Genomic DNA, 14,783 nt, shown 5'->3' with positions numbered 1-14,783 from the left:
CGTGCTGGAACTGTCATTGCAAAATCCTCCGATGAATCAACGAAAGTGTCGTTGGTCACAGCAGCCAATCCGTATCAAAGCCTTTGCTTGATGTTTCCTATCGCAGGGTCGGCCGCGCCCCTCTTTGGCCCCATCCGTCGAAGACCGAGCAACAGGATCGTGAGGGCAGCGATGGTCGAACCGAGGCCCATGGCAAGGGCGACAGTCGGGAGGCTGGCCCCGTTTGCAAACAGCATGCCAGCAATAATGGGGCTGAGGGCTGCGCCACCTCGGCCGATGCCGATGACGAAGCCGGTACCGCTCGCGCGGACTTCGGTGGGAAACGTCTCGGCAACGATGGCATACATGCCGACAACGCCCGCATTTGTGGCGCATCCTGCAATAGCCGCGAGAATGGAGAGCTGCACGAGATCTGGAGCGCTGCGCCCGAACAGAGCGACAAGAACCGTCGCGATCACCATGACTCCGATCGTCAGGTTCTTCACAGGAAAGCGCTGAGCGAGGATGCTGACGACGATCGAGCCGACGATGCCGCCAATATTCGCCCAGACCAGAACATTACCGGCAGCAGATGGCATGAAGCCCATATCGGCAACGATTTTCGGCGCCCATTTCAGGATGAAGTAGAAAGTCATGATGTGGAAAAAATATGCAAAGGTCAGGCACAGAGTGGCAACGAGCAATATCGGGGAAAATAGCTGGCCTATGCCGGGTTTCAGGCGTACCCCGTCCCGTTCCGGCAGGGCGGAGACACTTGCACGGCCCATGCGTTTCAGGACAGCGTTGAGCCGTTCGAGCGCGCCATTGGGACGCCGCTGGATCAACCATGGCACGGATTCCGGGAGGGTGAAGTAGACCAGTGGTATGCAGCAGGCCGTCACGATGGCCCCACTGGCAAACACCGCTCTCCAGCTGTAATCGACCAGGAAATACGATACGAGGGCGCCTCCAATCACGGCGCCGACAGGATAGCCTGTCGCCATCAGGGCGACCGCGAAATTTCGGCGTTTCGCATTGGCATGTTCGGCTGCGAGCGCGTTGGTTGCCGCCAACATGCCGCCGATGCCGAGACCGGTCAGGAGCCGCCAGGCCGACAGTGGCAGGATGCCGGAAGCCGTCGCTGCCAGCGACATTCCACTGGCCATCAGCACGAGGCTGGCGAGAACGGCGGCGCGCCTGCCGATCCGGTCACAGAGGCCTCCGAGCCACACAGAGCCGATGGCCATGCCGATGAGTTCCATCGACAGGACAATGCCAAGCGCCGCACGGTCGATGCCCCATTCCTTGGCGATGCCGGGCGACGCAAAGCTGATCGACAGCACATCGAACCCGTCGAGCGCGTTCAACAGAACGCACAGACCGACGGCCCATATCTGCATAGGGCTCATTGGTGTCTGCGCGAGACTCCGTTCCGGATCTTCGATCATGGCTGTTCCTCCCTCAAGGTTGAAATGGAATCAGGTACCCTGCCCGCCCTCCGCGGATGCAAAGCCCTCATGCGTTATCGGTCTCAGTCGCCCAGTGTCATCAGCGCGTCTAGGATGACGGCACCCTTGCGTCCGGGGTAGACGACGACGGGATTGAGGTCGATTTCGCGGATAGACGGTTCTGCTCGAAGAATACGGCCGAGGCGACTGATGATGTCCGCCACCGCACCGACATCGCAGGGAGCGGCTCCACGAAATCCGTCGAGAAGGGCGGCGCATTTCAGCCGTCCGATCTCCTCAATGATCGCCTCCTCTGTCAGGTCCACTGAGAGCAGGCGCACGTCCTTCAGGATCTCCGCCTGGACGCCTCCGAAACCCACGAGAATGACAGGACCCCATTCCGGATCGTTGCGTGCTCCGACGATCAGTTCTATTCCGCGCGGGCTCATCGTCTCCACAAGCACCCCGTCCAGCAAGAGGCCAGGCTTGTGGCGGGCGATATTTGCCGATAGCTCCGCCCAGCCCTTCAAGACAGCCGCCTCGTCGGAAAGGCCGACGACGACACCGCCGGCGTCGCTCTTGTGCGAGAGGTCGGCGGATTGCGCCTTGAGGACAACGGGATAGCCGATCTCATGTGCACGTCGGCAGGCCTCTTCCGGCGTCGTGGCGAGCGCCCCTTCCGGGAAGACGAAACCGGCCTGCCGCAGAAGGTCCTTGGCCTGATATTCCGGAATGACTGCCGGACCGGCCGGCAAGGCTGCCAGCCGCGTTGGCTCGCCGCCGCCCACGGCGAGCGTGCGACGGGCGCGTTCTGAAAGCCTGGACACGGCCCGCATCACCCGGTCGGTGGATGGGAAATAGGCAATACCAAGAGCGCGAAGGCCATCGACATAGGCGGACTGGATCGGCGCGCCCTCGTCCAGTCCGGCAACGATGATGGGCTTGGTGGGTTTCAGGTCTTGGATGGCGCCGAGGATAGAGGGGAACTTCAGGGTACAAGTCGTAGCGTCCGTCTGGATGATACCGAGCACGATGGTCTCGACGCGATCGTCGGTCAGAAGGGCAGCGAGCGTGCGCCGGTACAGGTCTGGATCGACCAGAGATTGCGCCGTGAGGTCGACGGGGTTGCTAACCGGCACGAACGGCGGCAGGGCGGCGCGAAGGTCGGGACTGTCGTCGTCGGTCATCTGCGGCAGGGGAAGCGCCAAGGCTTCGGCCAGATCGAGCGTCAACGCCTTGAACGCGCCGGACTCGCCGACGACCGCCGCGCCGCCACCACCGATCGTGCCGTAACGGGCGGTTAGTTCCAGGCAATCGCCGAACTCCTCGAGCGTCTCCACCAGAGTGACGCCCACCCGCTCGACACTGGTCTTCATGACTTGGAAGTCGCCCGCCATGGCGCCGGTGTGGGTCGCGGCCGATTCGCGCGCGGCGCTACTGCGGCCGGGATGCAGGAGAACGATCGGCTTTCCCGCCGCGATGCAGCGCCGCGCGGCTTGCAGGAAGCGCGCCGGCTTGCGGAACTGCTCGACCACCATGCCGATGACGCAGGTATGGGGATCGTCGATCAGGTACTCAACATAGTCCTCGACGCCACTTGCCGCTTCGTTCCCGGTCGAGATCGAGAAAGACAGGCCTAGGCCGCGCGCAAGCAGGGTACTATCCACGACGGCGGCGATTGCGCCGGACTGGGAGACAATGCCTATGCCCGGACGGCCGTCAAGTCTGATATCGGGCGTCTCGATGAATGTCAGGGGGATTCCATCGACGAAGTTGACGAGGCCGAGGCAGTTAGGCCCCTCGACCATCATTCCGCTACGTGCCGCAATGGCGGCGATCTCGCGTTGTTCGGCCAATCCCTCGGCGCCACCCTCGGCAAAGCCGGCCGAGAAGATGACCACTGCGCCGGTTTTGCGTGCCGCGAGCGCCTTCACGGCATCAAGGACGGAGGCACGCGGAATGGCGAGGATCGCCACGTCGACACCCTCCGGCAGATCGCCGATGGCCTTCAGGCAGGCGCGACCGCCGATCTCCGCCCGGTTGGGGTTGACGAGAAATATCTCGCCGGGAAACCGCAAACGGTCGAGATTGGCAAGGACCGACGCGCCCAGGGCGCCGGGTTTGTCGGATGCGCCGATGATCGCCACGGAGGCCGGACGAAGCAGGCGGCCGATGGCATTTGCAGGCGGGAACCGGATATCTTGATCCACAGTCGTCTCTCCTCCACAGGGCCGCGCATCCATGGGAGCGACGGCTTTCCTTACACTCCGTTGACAGGTCCGCATCGTCTCCCCGTGCGATACGGACCCATAGGTCTATGCTTTCGACTTCGACCGGTCGTAGGCACCGAGACCGGGCTTGTAGCTCTTCTCATCGATGAACTGCCGGATCCCTTCCTTCCGTCCCTCGTTGTCGTAGCTGTTGGCGGCCTCCTGGGCGCGGACGAGATAATCTTCCGCTTCGTCGTAGGTCATTGTGCCGACCCGGCGCACGGCATCCTTGGTGGCCTTGAGGGCAACGGGGTTCTTTTTGAGAAGCACCTGCGCGACCTCGCCGACGCGGGCTTTCAACTGGTCGAGCGGCAGGGCCTCGTTGACGAAGCCCCATTCGGCGGCCTTCCGTCCATCGATGTTCTCGCCCGTGAGCGCATGGTACATCGCGTTGCGAAAACCGGTCAGCTCCAGCGCGACCTTGGTGGCCCCCCCGCCCGGGAGGATGCCCCAGTTGATTTCGGAAAGACCGAACTTCGCCTCTTCCGCAGCAAAGGCCAGATCGCAAGCAAACAGTGGGCCGTAGCCGCCGCCGAAGCACCAGCCATTGACCATGGCGATGGTGGGCTTCTGGTACCACCGCAGCCGACGCCACCAACCATAGCTTTCCCGCTGCGCTCTGCGTGTACCGCGCAGTCCTTGGCTCTCGGTCTCACGAAAGTATTCCTTGAGGTCCATGCCGGCGGACCATGCTGTTCCCTCACCGGTGAGCACGAGGACGCCAACGTCCTCGGAAAATTCAAGCTCGTCCAGAACGTCCATCATCCGACGATTGAGTGCCGGGTTCATGGCGTTGCGCTTGTCGGGACGATTGAAGCTGACCCAGGCGACCCGATCAATGATTTCGAAAGTGACGGTGTCCTGTTCCTGGCGATGCAAATCCATGGTATTTCTCCTTATGTGACGAACGGCGGCCGTTCGATGAACGCTCTTGAAGACAGCCGACCTCCTCAAGGCTGGCCGGTTCACACCGGTCCATGCCCCTAGACGCCGTTTTGTTTGGCTTGTGTATTACGCCTTCGCCGGATGGCCTCACTCCGGGAAGTGACGGTCCTTTGTATCCGGCGTGATCCAGCGCAACGCGGCAAGGGCCTCGATGTCCGCCTTGCCGCCGAAGTGGCCATAGCCTGAGCTTTTGACGCCACCCAGCCGCGTCTGCGCCTTGTCGCGGACGGTCGGTCCATTGATTTCGCAAATCCCGGATCTCACCCGCCGGGCGACACGCAGGCCACGCGCGGTGTCATTTGCCGGATCGACGGCGTGGTCCTCGTCCCGCACCCTGCCGACGGCGACAACCGGACCAAAGCTCTCATCACGGATCAATCGCGCGGCCTGAAAGCGCGCGACGAAGCCATCCGCCATCGCGTCCAAAACGATGATCTGCTCGAACGTCGCGTTACGATCTGATGGAGCTAGTTTATGAGCGATATTCATGACCATCGAGCCTCCCGTCTCATGATATGTTATATAACATGACATTTTGATTTGAATTGGCAAGCGAAATTTTCTAGGGTCGGACATGATCAGGATCGAAACCGCCTCGTCGTCATCACAGGACGCGTCACCTCACGCCACGCCCTCCCTAACGACCGTCACCAACCCCCTCGACGACCATCTCGGCTATCAGCTTCGAAGGGCATCGAGTTTTCTGATGGGCGTACTTGCCCAAAGGCTTGCGCGGATCGACCTGACCCCAAGCGAAGCATCCGTGATTATCCTGATCGCGGGCAACGACCGCATCATTCAAAGCGAGATCGGCCGGATCCTTGGCATCCAACGGGCGAACATGGTGCCGTTGACCGCATCGCTTGAAAGACGCCGATTGATCGAGCGAGAACATATCGGCGGAAAATCCTTCGGGCTGACCGTAACCGCAGACGGCAGACGGGCCGCCGAGGACGCCGAGCAGGTCATGCTGGAGCATGAACGAGAATTCTTCGGCGCCTTGCCGTCCCGGTCCCGCGAGTTGCTGATGGATCTACTCGGTCCGTTCTGGAAAAAGGGAGGGTGACAGAGCGGCGACAGGAGAAGCGATTGGTGCACCGGTGAAAACTTTGAAGGTCGCGCCGCCATGCGCATGCTTTCCGGCACCGCCCTCGGCGCGGCTACTATTCGATCCATCGGAGCGACCAAAGGGTTTGGGTTTGGGCTAACCGCTCCTGTTGCAGGTGCCCGGGCTAGATGACGCTGCCGCACGCGCACGTTTAGCCGCGCTCGGCCCTGAAAGCATGGTTGCCGATCTTTGGCGGCAAGCTGCTCGGCGATCTCGGTGTCGTTGCAGCCAACCCGCTTTACGAAAAGGCTTACGCCATGCCCCCTGAAGAAAACTCAGGCGACGGAAAACGTCATGAGGATACACGCGTAGGTAGCAAGCATTGCGGAACCCCCAGATTGTCCCTGGCGATATTGTCGTCAGCGATAATCTGCCCGCACACGAAACAGCTGGGGTGCGCGATACCACCGGGCGCATCAGGCCAAGTTGACATTCCTGCCGCCTAATAGCCCCGACAACAATCCTGTTGAGAATGCTTTCTGGAAGTTGAAGGCCATTGTTGCGGGCGCGGGGAGAGCAAAAGATCGATACTCTATAGAACGCCGTGGGCGAACTGATGCCTCCGTCACCACAACAGAATGCGAAAACGACTTCAGGGCTGCTGGATATGAGCAGGATCGACCCCAAGTGTTTGGTCCCAGCATGTCATCGCAAGACGGCCTTCACGGTGTCATCGTGAAGAGACGGGAGCACCTTCACCTGCGGGATGTCAGCGAGGTTTTTATCGGGAGCGAGTTACGAAGGCTTTCAAACAGTGTGGCATGATCTGGTACGCCTGAAACCGCCACCGACTCATGGCGGCGGTTTCAGCCTTAACCCTGGAACATTACCAGGTCTGGCGAAGCGTGGCGTAAATCGCACGGCCTGGATTGTAATAAATCCCACCGCTGTCCTGGCTTGCGACATGTTTTTCGTCAAACACGTTGCTGGCATTGAGCTGCAGCGTCGTATTTTCCTTGATCTTATAAGTAATGGCCGCATCGAACACGACCGCACTTTCCGATGCAATTGTGTTCTGGATGTTCGTAAAGTAGCTGTCAGAATATCGGGCTCCAACGCCAAAGGTCGTATCGCCGCGAGCGCCCTCACCTTCCAGTGTGTAAGTTGTCCAAATTGACGCGACATGCTTGGGCACGCGCATAAGGCGGTTTCCGTCATTCACGCCATCCGGCTCTTCGATCTTGGAGTCGATATAGCTGTAGGCCGCGATCAGATTGATGCTGTCCGTCAGCTCCGCTTTGGCTTCAAGTTCAATCCCGCGGTGGCGAACCTTTTCGACGGAATCTGGCAGGTACGTCACGCTATCATAGACTGTGATGTTTCCCTTTGTCAGGTCATAGAGCGACGCGGTGAACAGGGCGGGAAAAGCCTCCAGCTGGTACTTTATACCAACTTCATATTGCTTACCAGTCGTCGGCTCTGTCCCGACGCCGGGGGCGGCTGCCGACTCGGCGTAGCTTGCAAAGGCAGCGAATTCCTCTGTAATTTTATAGCTAAGGCCCACCTTCTTGCTAAATTCGCTATGGTCATCCGACGTTGAAGCACCAGACGACAATTGTGTTTGACTAAGATCGAGCCAGTCGTTCCGTAGACCGAGGCTAACAGTCAGCCTGTCCTGGTAAGTGACATCCTGCTGAAGATAGATGGCCTTCGTTGTTTGGTCGTTTCCATTTCCGGGCGTAAGCCCAACGTTCGGGCCGCCGGTATAGACCGGATTTGCGGAGTCAATCGGAGGCGGGCCGTTCGGCACGAACAGACTGGCCTCCTCTGATTTGAAATTATTGTATTCAACGCCGAGAAGCGTCCGGCTCTCGACGTCATCAAAGTTCCGCTCATAAACAAGATTAGCGTCAATGACGAATTGTTCGGAGGATTTGTCGCTACCAAAAAAGTAACGATCCGTCAGGTTTGGAAATCCAGCCGTCGGGTTCTGCAGATATGCACTGCCAAAACCGGTATTCGTCTTGCTATATCGTGCCTTGGAACCAAAGCTCAGACCATCTCCAAAGTCATGATCGAACATCAGACTGTACGTGTTGCGATTGGTGTTGTTGAAATAATAGTCCGGCTCACCGAAGAATTTGCTTCTGTCGAAATCCGAACCAAAAGGATGCCCCCCGCTGCCCGGTACACCATTCTTGTTCAGATGATCGAAAACAAAAGACAGGTTCGTCACGTCCGTGGGACGCCATGTCAGTCCGCCCATGAGGAATTTCTCGTTATCCTTCGAGTAGTCGTACTCGGCATCCGCGTTCTGAAACTTGCCCGTCAAGCGATAGGAAAGCGTATCGTCTTGCGTGATGTTGTCGCCAAAATCCAACCCAAGTTCCTTGTGGTCAAACGAACCACCGGTAACGTAAGCCTCGCCGAAACGATCGCTTTTCGGCAATTTGGTAACATAATTTACTGCCCCGCCAGGTTCGGCCGATCCGAAGCTGCTAGAACTTGTGCCCTTCAGAACTTCGATACGCTCGAAAGCATAAGGTTCTTCGCGAACGCCGCCGAACGTCCTGCCAATGGCCAGTCCATCACGATAGGTGTAGGGCGTAAAACCACGGATATCGAAGAAATCCCAACGATCATCCGAGCCATAAAAATCAGTCACTACGCCGGCTGTGTACTGTACGACCTGCTCGACGCTCGTCGCGGCGCGCTCTTTGATTTCCTTTGCCGTGATGACGGAGACCGAAGCCGGCGTCGTCAATACTTCGCTTGGCATTTTTCCAGCGCCAGTCGTGCGTCTGGCTATAATTGATTTTTCGTTATCGTCGCCACCCGATCCATCGACAACGATTGTTTCAAGAACCGTGCCGCCTGAAGCGCCAACGTCCTGCGCGATGAGCCGCGTCGGAGAAAATGCGACAAGTGCCGTGCATCCCAACAGGATGGCCTTGTGATAGCGATGCCACGGCTGGCCCGAATTCCCGCTTTTCGTCTCAGTCTTCATGATCAAATTCCAGAAGTGGTGTTGCTGTCGCTGGCAATCTCGGCAGAACACCGGAGCTCCATGATAAAGGGGAATAACTTGAGAGATATTATCCGGTATTGTACAATTCCACGGTTTTGGAGAAAACCACGGAAACTTCCCCACTCGCTGTTGCGTCACCACCACATCAACCTTGACCCGCGACCGTGAAGCTGAGAAACGAACTCAACTTTAATATCGGAGAGTATCGCCCATGCTGCGCGTTGCCCGCGCTTTCGCGCCCATCATTGCTGTCATCATGTCGTTTGCCACATCAACAAGTGCACAGACTGTGGACGCAACGGTCTATCCCCTCGTCATCAAGCATGCGTTGGGGACGACCACGATTGACAAGAAGCCTGAACGTGTCGCGACGGTCGCCTGGGCCAATCATGAGGTTCCCTTGGCTCTCGGCATCGTGCCGGTTGGTTTTGCTGCGGCCAATTTCGGTGACGATGACGGTGATGGCCTGTTGCCCTGGGTGGCAGAACGGCTAAAGGCGCTCGGTGCCCAGACGCCTGTCCTGTTTGATGAGGGAGACGGCATCGATTTCGAAGCTGTCGCTTCTACGAAACCGGACGTCATCTTGGCTGCCTATTCCGGTCTGAGCCAAGCGGATTACGACACGCTGAGCCAAATCGCACCTGTGATAGCCTACCCGCAATCGCCATGGGCAACAGACTGGCGCGACATGATCCGCTTCAACAGCGCAGGTCTCGGCATGGCCGCAGAGGCTGAGGCGTTGATCAAGCGCACGGAAGGTGAGATTGCTCAAGCGGTCGCCGGCTATCCGCAACTCAAGGGAAAATCGGCCATGTTTGTCACGCATCTGGACGCCACCAACCTCAGCACGATCAATTTCTACACCGCCAATGATACGCGCGTGAAATTCTTTGCGGACCTCGGTCTGACATCACCAAAAAGCGTCAGAGAAGCCTCAAAGCCCGGACAATTCGCGTCCAGCCTGAGCGCCGAGCGCGTGGATGCCTTTGACGATGTCGACATCATCGTGACCTATGGCGGCAAGCCATTGCTTGACGCGGTGGAGGCCGATCCGCTTTTGTCAAAAATGCCTGCGGTTCTTCACAAATCCACTGTCATGCTTGGTCGAAACCCTCTCGGCACGGCGGCGAACCCCACACCTCTGTCCATCTCGTGGGTTTTGAGGGATTATGCGGCTTTGCTGGCCGAAGCAGCAGAAAAGTCGACTGGACTGCAATAATGACGTTTCGACGCTTCAAGCGCAGTGAGCAAGTCGGTGTCACGATGCGGTCCAACACGAGACGTTCGCTATGGCTTACCGCCGTGATGGCGACCCTCGTGGTGTTGTGCACGCTTTCCGTTGCCATCGGCACGAGAGAGGTCGCGTGGACCGATATTCTTGCCGCTTTGGGCGGGAACAGCGACAATATCGGTCAAGCTGCAGTTCTCGTTCGTATACCCCGGACCGTCCTGGCGGTGATTGCTGGTGCTGCACTCGGTCTATCCGGCGCCATCATGCAGGGTGTCACGCGCAATCCCTTGGCAGATCCCGGAATACTCGGCGTCAATATGGGAGCCTCGCTGGCGGTGGTGAGTGGCGTTGCGTGGTTCAACATCGCCTCGACCAACGCGTTTATCTGGACCGCAATCGCAGGTGCGGGATGTTCGGCCGTGTTCGTTTACACGATCGGTTCGCTGGGTCGGGGAGGTGCCACGCCTCTCAAGCTGGCGCTGGCTGGAGCCGCAACCTCCGTGGCATTTTCGTCGTTGGTCATTGCCGTGGTCTTGCCAAGGAATGATATTGCCGGGGGTATTCGGTCCTGGCAGATTGGCGGCGTCGGCGGCGCGACCTTTGATCGCATTTCACAAGTCCTGCCATTTCTCGCCGTCGGCTTTCTTATCAGCATGCTTTCGGCACGAAGGCTCAACTTGCTGGCTCTGGGGGACGAACTGGCGGCAGGCCTCGGGGAGCGTGTGGCTATTGCCCGCGCCTTTTCGGCACTTGGCGCGATCCTGCTCTGCGGCGCAACCACTGCAGTCTGTGGACCCATCGGTTTTCTGGGACTTGTCGTGCCGCATCTCTGTCGGCTGCTGGTCGGGGTCGATCACCGCTGGCTTCTGCCGTTTTCTGCATTGGGAGGAGCTAGCCTGTTGCTGGCTGCCGACATTATCGGGCGCATCATCGCGCGCCCGGCCGAGCTCGACGTGGGCATCGTAACCGCGCTGATCGGTGCGCCGTTTTTCACTTGGGTCGTCAGGCGCCAGCGGGTGCGCGAACTATGACGATGCTGTCTCCGATCATTCGTTCCATCACCGAAAGCCGCATGAAACATGCGCGCAAACACCTGCGGGTCATGACTGTCCTCATCGTACTCCTGCTTGCGCTCTTCGTGCTCACTCTCGTGCTTGGTCAATCCTTTATTTCACCAGCAGATGTCATGCGCGTATTGCTGGGCGAGGACGTCGCTGGTGCAAGCTTTACTGTCGGACAGTTGCGATTGCCGCGCGCTTTGATGTCCGTTCTCGCGGGCCTCAGCTTCGGGCTCGGCGGCGTAGCCTTTCAGATCATGCTGCGCAATCCACTCGCGAGCCCCGATATTATCGGCATCAGTTCCGGTGCGAGCGCAGCAGCGGTCTTTGCAATCGTCATCCTATCGCTGAAAGGTCCCATCGTTTCGGTCTTTGCCGTGGTAGCTGGCCTTGGCGTCGCCTTGTCAGTCTATGGGCTTTCGTCTCGAAACGGTGTTGCCGGAACGCGGCTCGTCCTTGTCGGCATTGGCGTCTCTGCCATGCTGGAAAGCATGATCGCCTATATTCTTTCGACCGCTCCGGCCTGGAACCTGCAAGAAGCCATGCGTTGGCTGACGGGCAGCGTCAACGGCGCGCAGCTCTCGCAGGTCCTGCCGCTTCTGCTGGGGCTTGTTGTCTTCGCGACACTGCTCCTTGGCCGCCAGCGCGATCTTCAGGCGCTGAGATTGGGTGATGACACGGCCGCCGCATTGGGCGTACGCGTCGGCGTCACCCGCGTCATCGTCATCATCGCTTCGGTTGGCATGATTGCTTGTGCAACGGCCATCACAGGGCCAATTGCCTTCGTGGCATTTCTTTCAGGTCCGATTGCACAGCGCATCGTCGGCCCTCATGGCTCAGTGCTCCTTCCCGCAGCTTTGGTCGGGGCACTGTTGGTGCTTGCTGGCGATTATGCCGGTCAGTTTCTGCTGCCAAGCCGCTATCCGGTGGGGGTTGTCACAGGAGCGCTCGGTGCACCCTATCTGATTTTCTTGATCATACGCGTCAACCGGACCGGAGGCTCGCTTTGACAACTCATTCTCTTCAATCACACCAATTGTCTGCGGGTTACGGCGACACTGTCATCTTGGAAAACCTTGATCTCACCGTACCTTCGGGGAAGATCACCGTCATCGTCGGGGCCAATGCCTGTGGTAAATCCACGCTGTTACGTACCATGTCCCGTCTTCTTTCCCCGAAAAGAGGACATGTTTTGCTGGACGGAAAATCAATCCATAGCATCGCGCCCAAAAAGCTGGCGAGGACATTGGGCTTGCTTCCGCAATCCCCCATAGCGCCTGAGGGCATCACGGTGGCGGATCTCGTCAGTCGCGGGAGGCATCCGCATCAAGGCTTTCTCTCCAGGTGGACCTGTGAGGATGACCAAGCGGTTGCCGCCGCACTGGAAGCGACGAAGACCTTCGAACTTGCAGAACGGCCCGTGGATGAGCTTTCGGGCGGGCAACGGCAACGGGTCTGGATCGCCATGGCACTCGCGCAACAGACGGAACTCCTGCTTCTCGATGAGCCGACGACATTTCTGGACATCAGCCATCAGGTTGAGGTGCTTGATCTCCTGACCGACCTCAATCACAGCCGCGGCACAACCATCGTCATGGTCCTTCACGATCTTAATCTGGCAGCACGCTACGCCGATTATCTCGTCGCCATGGCGGATGGGCGTCTGCACGTGATGGGAACACCTGAACAGGTCTTGACGGAAGATAACATCCGCGCAGTCTTTGGCCTTGAGAGCTGCATCATCGCAGACCCGACATCGGGTCGGCCAATCATGCTTCCTATCGGTCGTCATCGCATGAAATCTGCCCATTAGTTTTTGGTATTCGCACAACCAGGCTTACCGTCCACTGAAGTGTAGGTTCTAAAAAGCGAGCGCCTCTTCACAACGATCGCGACTTGCGCTAGAAGCCGCAACCATAAATCCGGTCGCAGCCCACCCGGTCAAAACAAGGGATCTCATCATGAAGACTATCGTCATCTGCTCTGGCGGATTGGACTCCGTTTCGCTTGCGCATAAAATTGCGACTGAACATGAACTACTCGCGCTGGTGTCATTCGACTACGGACAGCGCCACAAGAAGGAGCTGGACTTCGCCGCGCGCTGCGCAACACGCCTCGGCGTTGCCCATCACATCATCGACATCCGCACCATCGGCGCGCATCTGACGGGCTCGGCGCTGACAGACGATGTCGACGTTCCCGACGGCCATTATGCGGAAGAGACGATGCGCTCCACCGTCGTTCCCAACCGCAATGCCATCATGCTCACAATCGCCTTCGGGCTGGCAGCAGCCCAACAGGCGGATGCCGTTGCCATTGCCGTGCATGGCGGCGACCATTTCATCTACCCCGACTGCCGTCCCGGCTTCATCGACAGTTTCAACGACATGCAACGCCACGCCCTGGAAGGCTATGCCAAGGTCAAGCTCTATGCGCCCTATGTCACAGGCTCGAAAGCCGATATCGTGACAGATGGCGCCAAGCACGAGACGCCGTTTGCGGAAACATGGTCCTGCTACAAGGGTGGTACACGCCACTGCGGGCGCTGTGGCACCTGTGTGGAACGCCGTGAAGCCTTTCATCTGGCCGGAGTTGACGACCCCACCGATTATAAGGACCCGGATTTCTGGATCGCAGCTACCGGTGCCTATGTGGCGCAGGAGGTAAAGTAATGTACCGGATCACCAAGGAATTTCACTTCTCTGCCTCCCATCAGCTCAAGAGCCTGCCTGCCGACCACCAATGCGCACGGCTGCATGGACACAATTACATTGTTGAGGTTGAACTTTCAGGAAAAGAACTCAACAACCACGGCTTCGTGCGCGATTATCAGGAGCTTGCGCCGCTGAAGCATTACATCGATGACCATTTCGATCACCGCCACCTCAACGATGTCATGGGGCATGACAGCGTAACGGCTGAATGCCTTGCAAAGCACTTCTACGACTGGTGCAAGGAGCGCCTGCCGGAAACGAGCGCTGTTCGCGTCAGCGAAACTGCAAAAACATGGGCCGAATATCGCCCTCAGCCAAAGCCATGATCACGCAAAAAGAAGCGCTCGTTCGTATCAGTGAGATTTTTGGCCCGACGATCCAAGGCGAAGGCCCCCTTATCGGGCTTCCCACCGTCTTCGTTCGCACCGGTGGATGCGATTATCGCTGCTCGTGGTGCGATACGCTACATGCTGTCGATAGCAAGTATCGTGACGACTGGCAGCCTATGTCAACTGATACCATCTGGCAGCAGGTCACCCGGCTATCCAGCGGAAAGCCGTTGGCAGTCTCCCTATCCGGCGGAAATCCAGCCATTCAGCCGCTTGGGCCCCTCATTAACAGAGGTCATGGGGAAGGTTACCGCTTTGCTCTGGAAACCCAGGGAAGCGTTGCGAAAGACTGGTTCTCAGATCTCGACTATCTGGTACTCAGTCCCAAGCCGCCGTCCAGTGGTATGCGGACGGACTGGGCCTTGCTTGAGCGCTGTCTCATAGCAGCAGGCAGCGGACCGCAACTTGCGCTGAAAATCGTGGTGTTTGACGACGCAGACTTCGCATATGCCAGAGACGCCCACCAGCGCTATCCCCACCTTCCGGTTTATCTTCAACCGGGCAACCACACTGCACCACCGCCCGAAGATGATAATGCGACCGTCGATATCGACGGTGTCATGGACCGCATGTTGTGGCTTGTGGAGAAAGTGAGCGCCGACCAGTGGTTCGATGTCCGCGTGCTTCCGCAACTGCATTTGCTGCTCTGGGGGAACAAGCGCGGCGTCTAACA

13 protein-coding genes and 1 pseudogene are annotated in these 14,783 nt (G+C 58.5%); 9 read left to right on the top strand and 5 right to left on the bottom strand.

Translation table 11 applies throughout. The features are described 5' to 3' along the window. Nucleotides 1–74 precede the first annotated feature (74 nt). From RMR21_RS19705 to RMR21_RS19690, 4 genes are all read right to left on the bottom strand, one after another. Nucleotides 75–1,427 (bottom strand): MFS transporter, encoded by a 1,353-nt coding sequence (locus RMR21_RS19705; protein WP_498671102.1) that lies wholly within the window; start codon nt 1,425–1,427, stop codon nt 75–77. Between the two features lie 83 nt (nt 1,428–1,510). Continuing rightward, a complete protein-coding gene (locus RMR21_RS19700; protein ID WP_498671100.1) occupies nt 1,511–3,637 on the bottom strand; it encodes an acetate--CoA ligase family protein in 2,127 nt (708 codons plus the stop codon). Between the two features lie 105 nt (nt 3,638–3,742). After that, on the bottom strand, nt 3,743–4,582 hold the full coding sequence (locus RMR21_RS19695) for a p-hydroxycinnamoyl CoA hydratase/lyase (protein ID WP_498671099.1): 840 nt from the start codon (nt 4,580–4,582) through the stop codon (nt 3,743–3,745). Between the two features lie 147 nt (nt 4,583–4,729). Further along, nucleotides 4,730–5,131, bottom strand: coding sequence for an aldehyde dehydrogenase family protein (locus RMR21_RS19690; protein WP_498671098.1), 402 nt, complete (start codon nt 5,129–5,131; stop codon nt 4,730–4,732). 85 nt (nt 5,132–5,216) lie between these two features. Here RMR21_RS19690 and RMR21_RS19685 point away from each other — a divergent pair, with 85 nt between their 5' ends. Further along, entirely contained in the window at nt 5,217–5,708 is a 492-nt protein-coding gene (locus tag RMR21_RS19685) for a MarR family winged helix-turn-helix transcriptional regulator (protein ID WP_498671097.1), read from the top strand. A 373-nt stretch (nt 5,709–6,081) separates the two neighbouring features. After that, a pseudogene (locus tag RMR21_RS19680) lies at nt 6,082–6,368 on the top strand (transposase); the annotation flags it as partial. 208 nt (nt 6,369–6,576) lie between these two features. Here the strand turns inward: RMR21_RS19680 and RMR21_RS19675 are convergent. Beyond that, nucleotides 6,577–8,697: a TonB-dependent siderophore receptor gene (locus tag RMR21_RS19675; protein ID WP_498671095.1), complete on the bottom strand. Its 2,121-nt coding sequence runs from the start codon at nt 8,695–8,697 to the stop codon at nt 6,577–6,579. A gap of 277 nt (nt 8,698–8,974) precedes the next feature. Here RMR21_RS19675 and RMR21_RS19670 point away from each other — a divergent pair, with 277 nt between their 5' ends. The 7 genes from RMR21_RS19670 (at nt 8,975) to queE (ending at nt 14,781) form a co-directional block, all read left to right on the top strand. Beyond that, nucleotides 8,975–9,937 (top strand): iron-siderophore ABC transporter substrate-binding protein, encoded by a 963-nt coding sequence (locus tag RMR21_RS19670; protein ID WP_498671840.1) that lies wholly within the window; start codon nt 8,975–8,977, stop codon nt 9,935–9,937. Beyond that, on the top strand, nt 9,937–10,980 hold the full coding sequence (locus RMR21_RS19665; RefSeq protein ID WP_498671094.1) for a FecCD family ABC transporter permease: 1,044 nt from the start codon (nt 9,937–9,939) through the stop codon (nt 10,978–10,980). Before RMR21_RS19670 ends, RMR21_RS19665 begins: the two co-directional genes overlap by 1 nt. Before the next feature lie 41 nt (nt 10,981–11,021). Further along, nucleotides 11,022–12,017, top strand: coding sequence for a FecCD family ABC transporter permease (locus RMR21_RS19660; RefSeq protein WP_498671838.1), 996 nt, complete (start codon nt 11,022–11,024; stop codon nt 12,015–12,017). After that, the gene (locus RMR21_RS19655) at nt 12,014–12,820 is read left to right on the top strand and encodes an ABC transporter ATP-binding protein (protein WP_498671093.1); all 807 of its coding nucleotides are present in this window, start codon (nt 12,014–12,016) and stop codon (nt 12,818–12,820) included. The genes RMR21_RS19660 and RMR21_RS19655 overlap by 4 nt, the downstream gene beginning before the upstream one ends. Before the next feature lie 148 nt (nt 12,821–12,968). Continuing rightward, nucleotides 12,969–13,679 (top strand): 7-cyano-7-deazaguanine synthase QueC, encoded by a 711-nt coding sequence (gene queC / locus RMR21_RS19650; protein ID WP_498671092.1) that lies wholly within the window; start codon nt 12,969–12,971, stop codon nt 13,677–13,679. Next, nucleotides 13,679–14,047, top strand: a complete 369-nt coding sequence (queD, locus tag RMR21_RS19645) for a 6-carboxytetrahydropterin synthase QueD (RefSeq protein WP_498671091.1) — start codon at nt 13,679–13,681, stop codon at nt 14,045–14,047. The genes queC and queD overlap by 1 nt, the downstream gene beginning before the upstream one ends. Then, nucleotides 14,044–14,781, top strand: coding sequence for a 7-carboxy-7-deazaguanine synthase QueE (queE, locus tag RMR21_RS19640; protein ID WP_498671090.1), 738 nt, complete (start codon nt 14,044–14,046; stop codon nt 14,779–14,781). Before queD ends, queE begins: the two co-directional genes overlap by 4 nt. Nucleotides 14,782–14,783 lie beyond the last annotated feature (2 nt).

This window comes from Agrobacterium sp. rho-8.1 (genome assembly GCF_033957725.1).
GTDB lineage: Bacteria > Pseudomonadota > Alphaproteobacteria > Rhizobiales > Rhizobiaceae > Agrobacterium.
Note: the sequence above shows the minus strand (reverse complement) of the source record. Positions and strands in the feature narration are given on the sequence as shown.

Coding starts and splice junctions, on each gene's coding strand:
- RMR21_RS19705 (WP_498671102.1), bottom strand. CDS start 1,427: ATGATCGAAGATCCGGAACGGAGTCTCGCGCAGACACCAATGAGCCCT.
- RMR21_RS19695 (WP_498671099.1), bottom strand. CDS start 4,582: ATGGATTTGCATCGCCAGGAACAGGACACCGTCACTTTCGAAATCATT.
- RMR21_RS19690 (WP_498671098.1), bottom strand. CDS start 5,131: ATGAATATCGCTCATAAACTAGCTCCATCAGATCGTAACGCGACGTTC.
- RMR21_RS19685 (WP_498671097.1), top strand. CDS start 5,217: ATGATCAGGATCGAAACCGCCTCGTCGTCATCACAGGACGCGTCACCT.
- RMR21_RS19675 (WP_498671095.1), bottom strand. CDS start 8,697: ATGAAGACTGAGACGAAAAGCGGGAATTCGGGCCAGCCGTGGCATCGC.
- RMR21_RS19670 (WP_498671840.1), top strand. CDS start 8,975: ATGTCGTTTGCCACATCAACAAGTGCACAGACTGTGGACGCAACGGTC.
- RMR21_RS19665 (WP_498671094.1), top strand. CDS start 9,937: ATGACGTTTCGACGCTTCAAGCGCAGTGAGCAAGTCGGTGTCACGATG.
- RMR21_RS19660 (WP_498671838.1), top strand. CDS start 11,022: ATGAAACATGCGCGCAAACACCTGCGGGTCATGACTGTCCTCATCGTA.
- queC (WP_498671092.1), top strand. CDS start 12,969: ATGAAGACTATCGTCATCTGCTCTGGCGGATTGGACTCCGTTTCGCTT.
- queD (WP_498671091.1), top strand. CDS start 13,679: ATGTACCGGATCACCAAGGAATTTCACTTCTCTGCCTCCCATCAGCTC.
- queE (WP_498671090.1), top strand. CDS start 14,044: ATGATCACGCAAAAAGAAGCGCTCGTTCGTATCAGTGAGATTTTTGGC.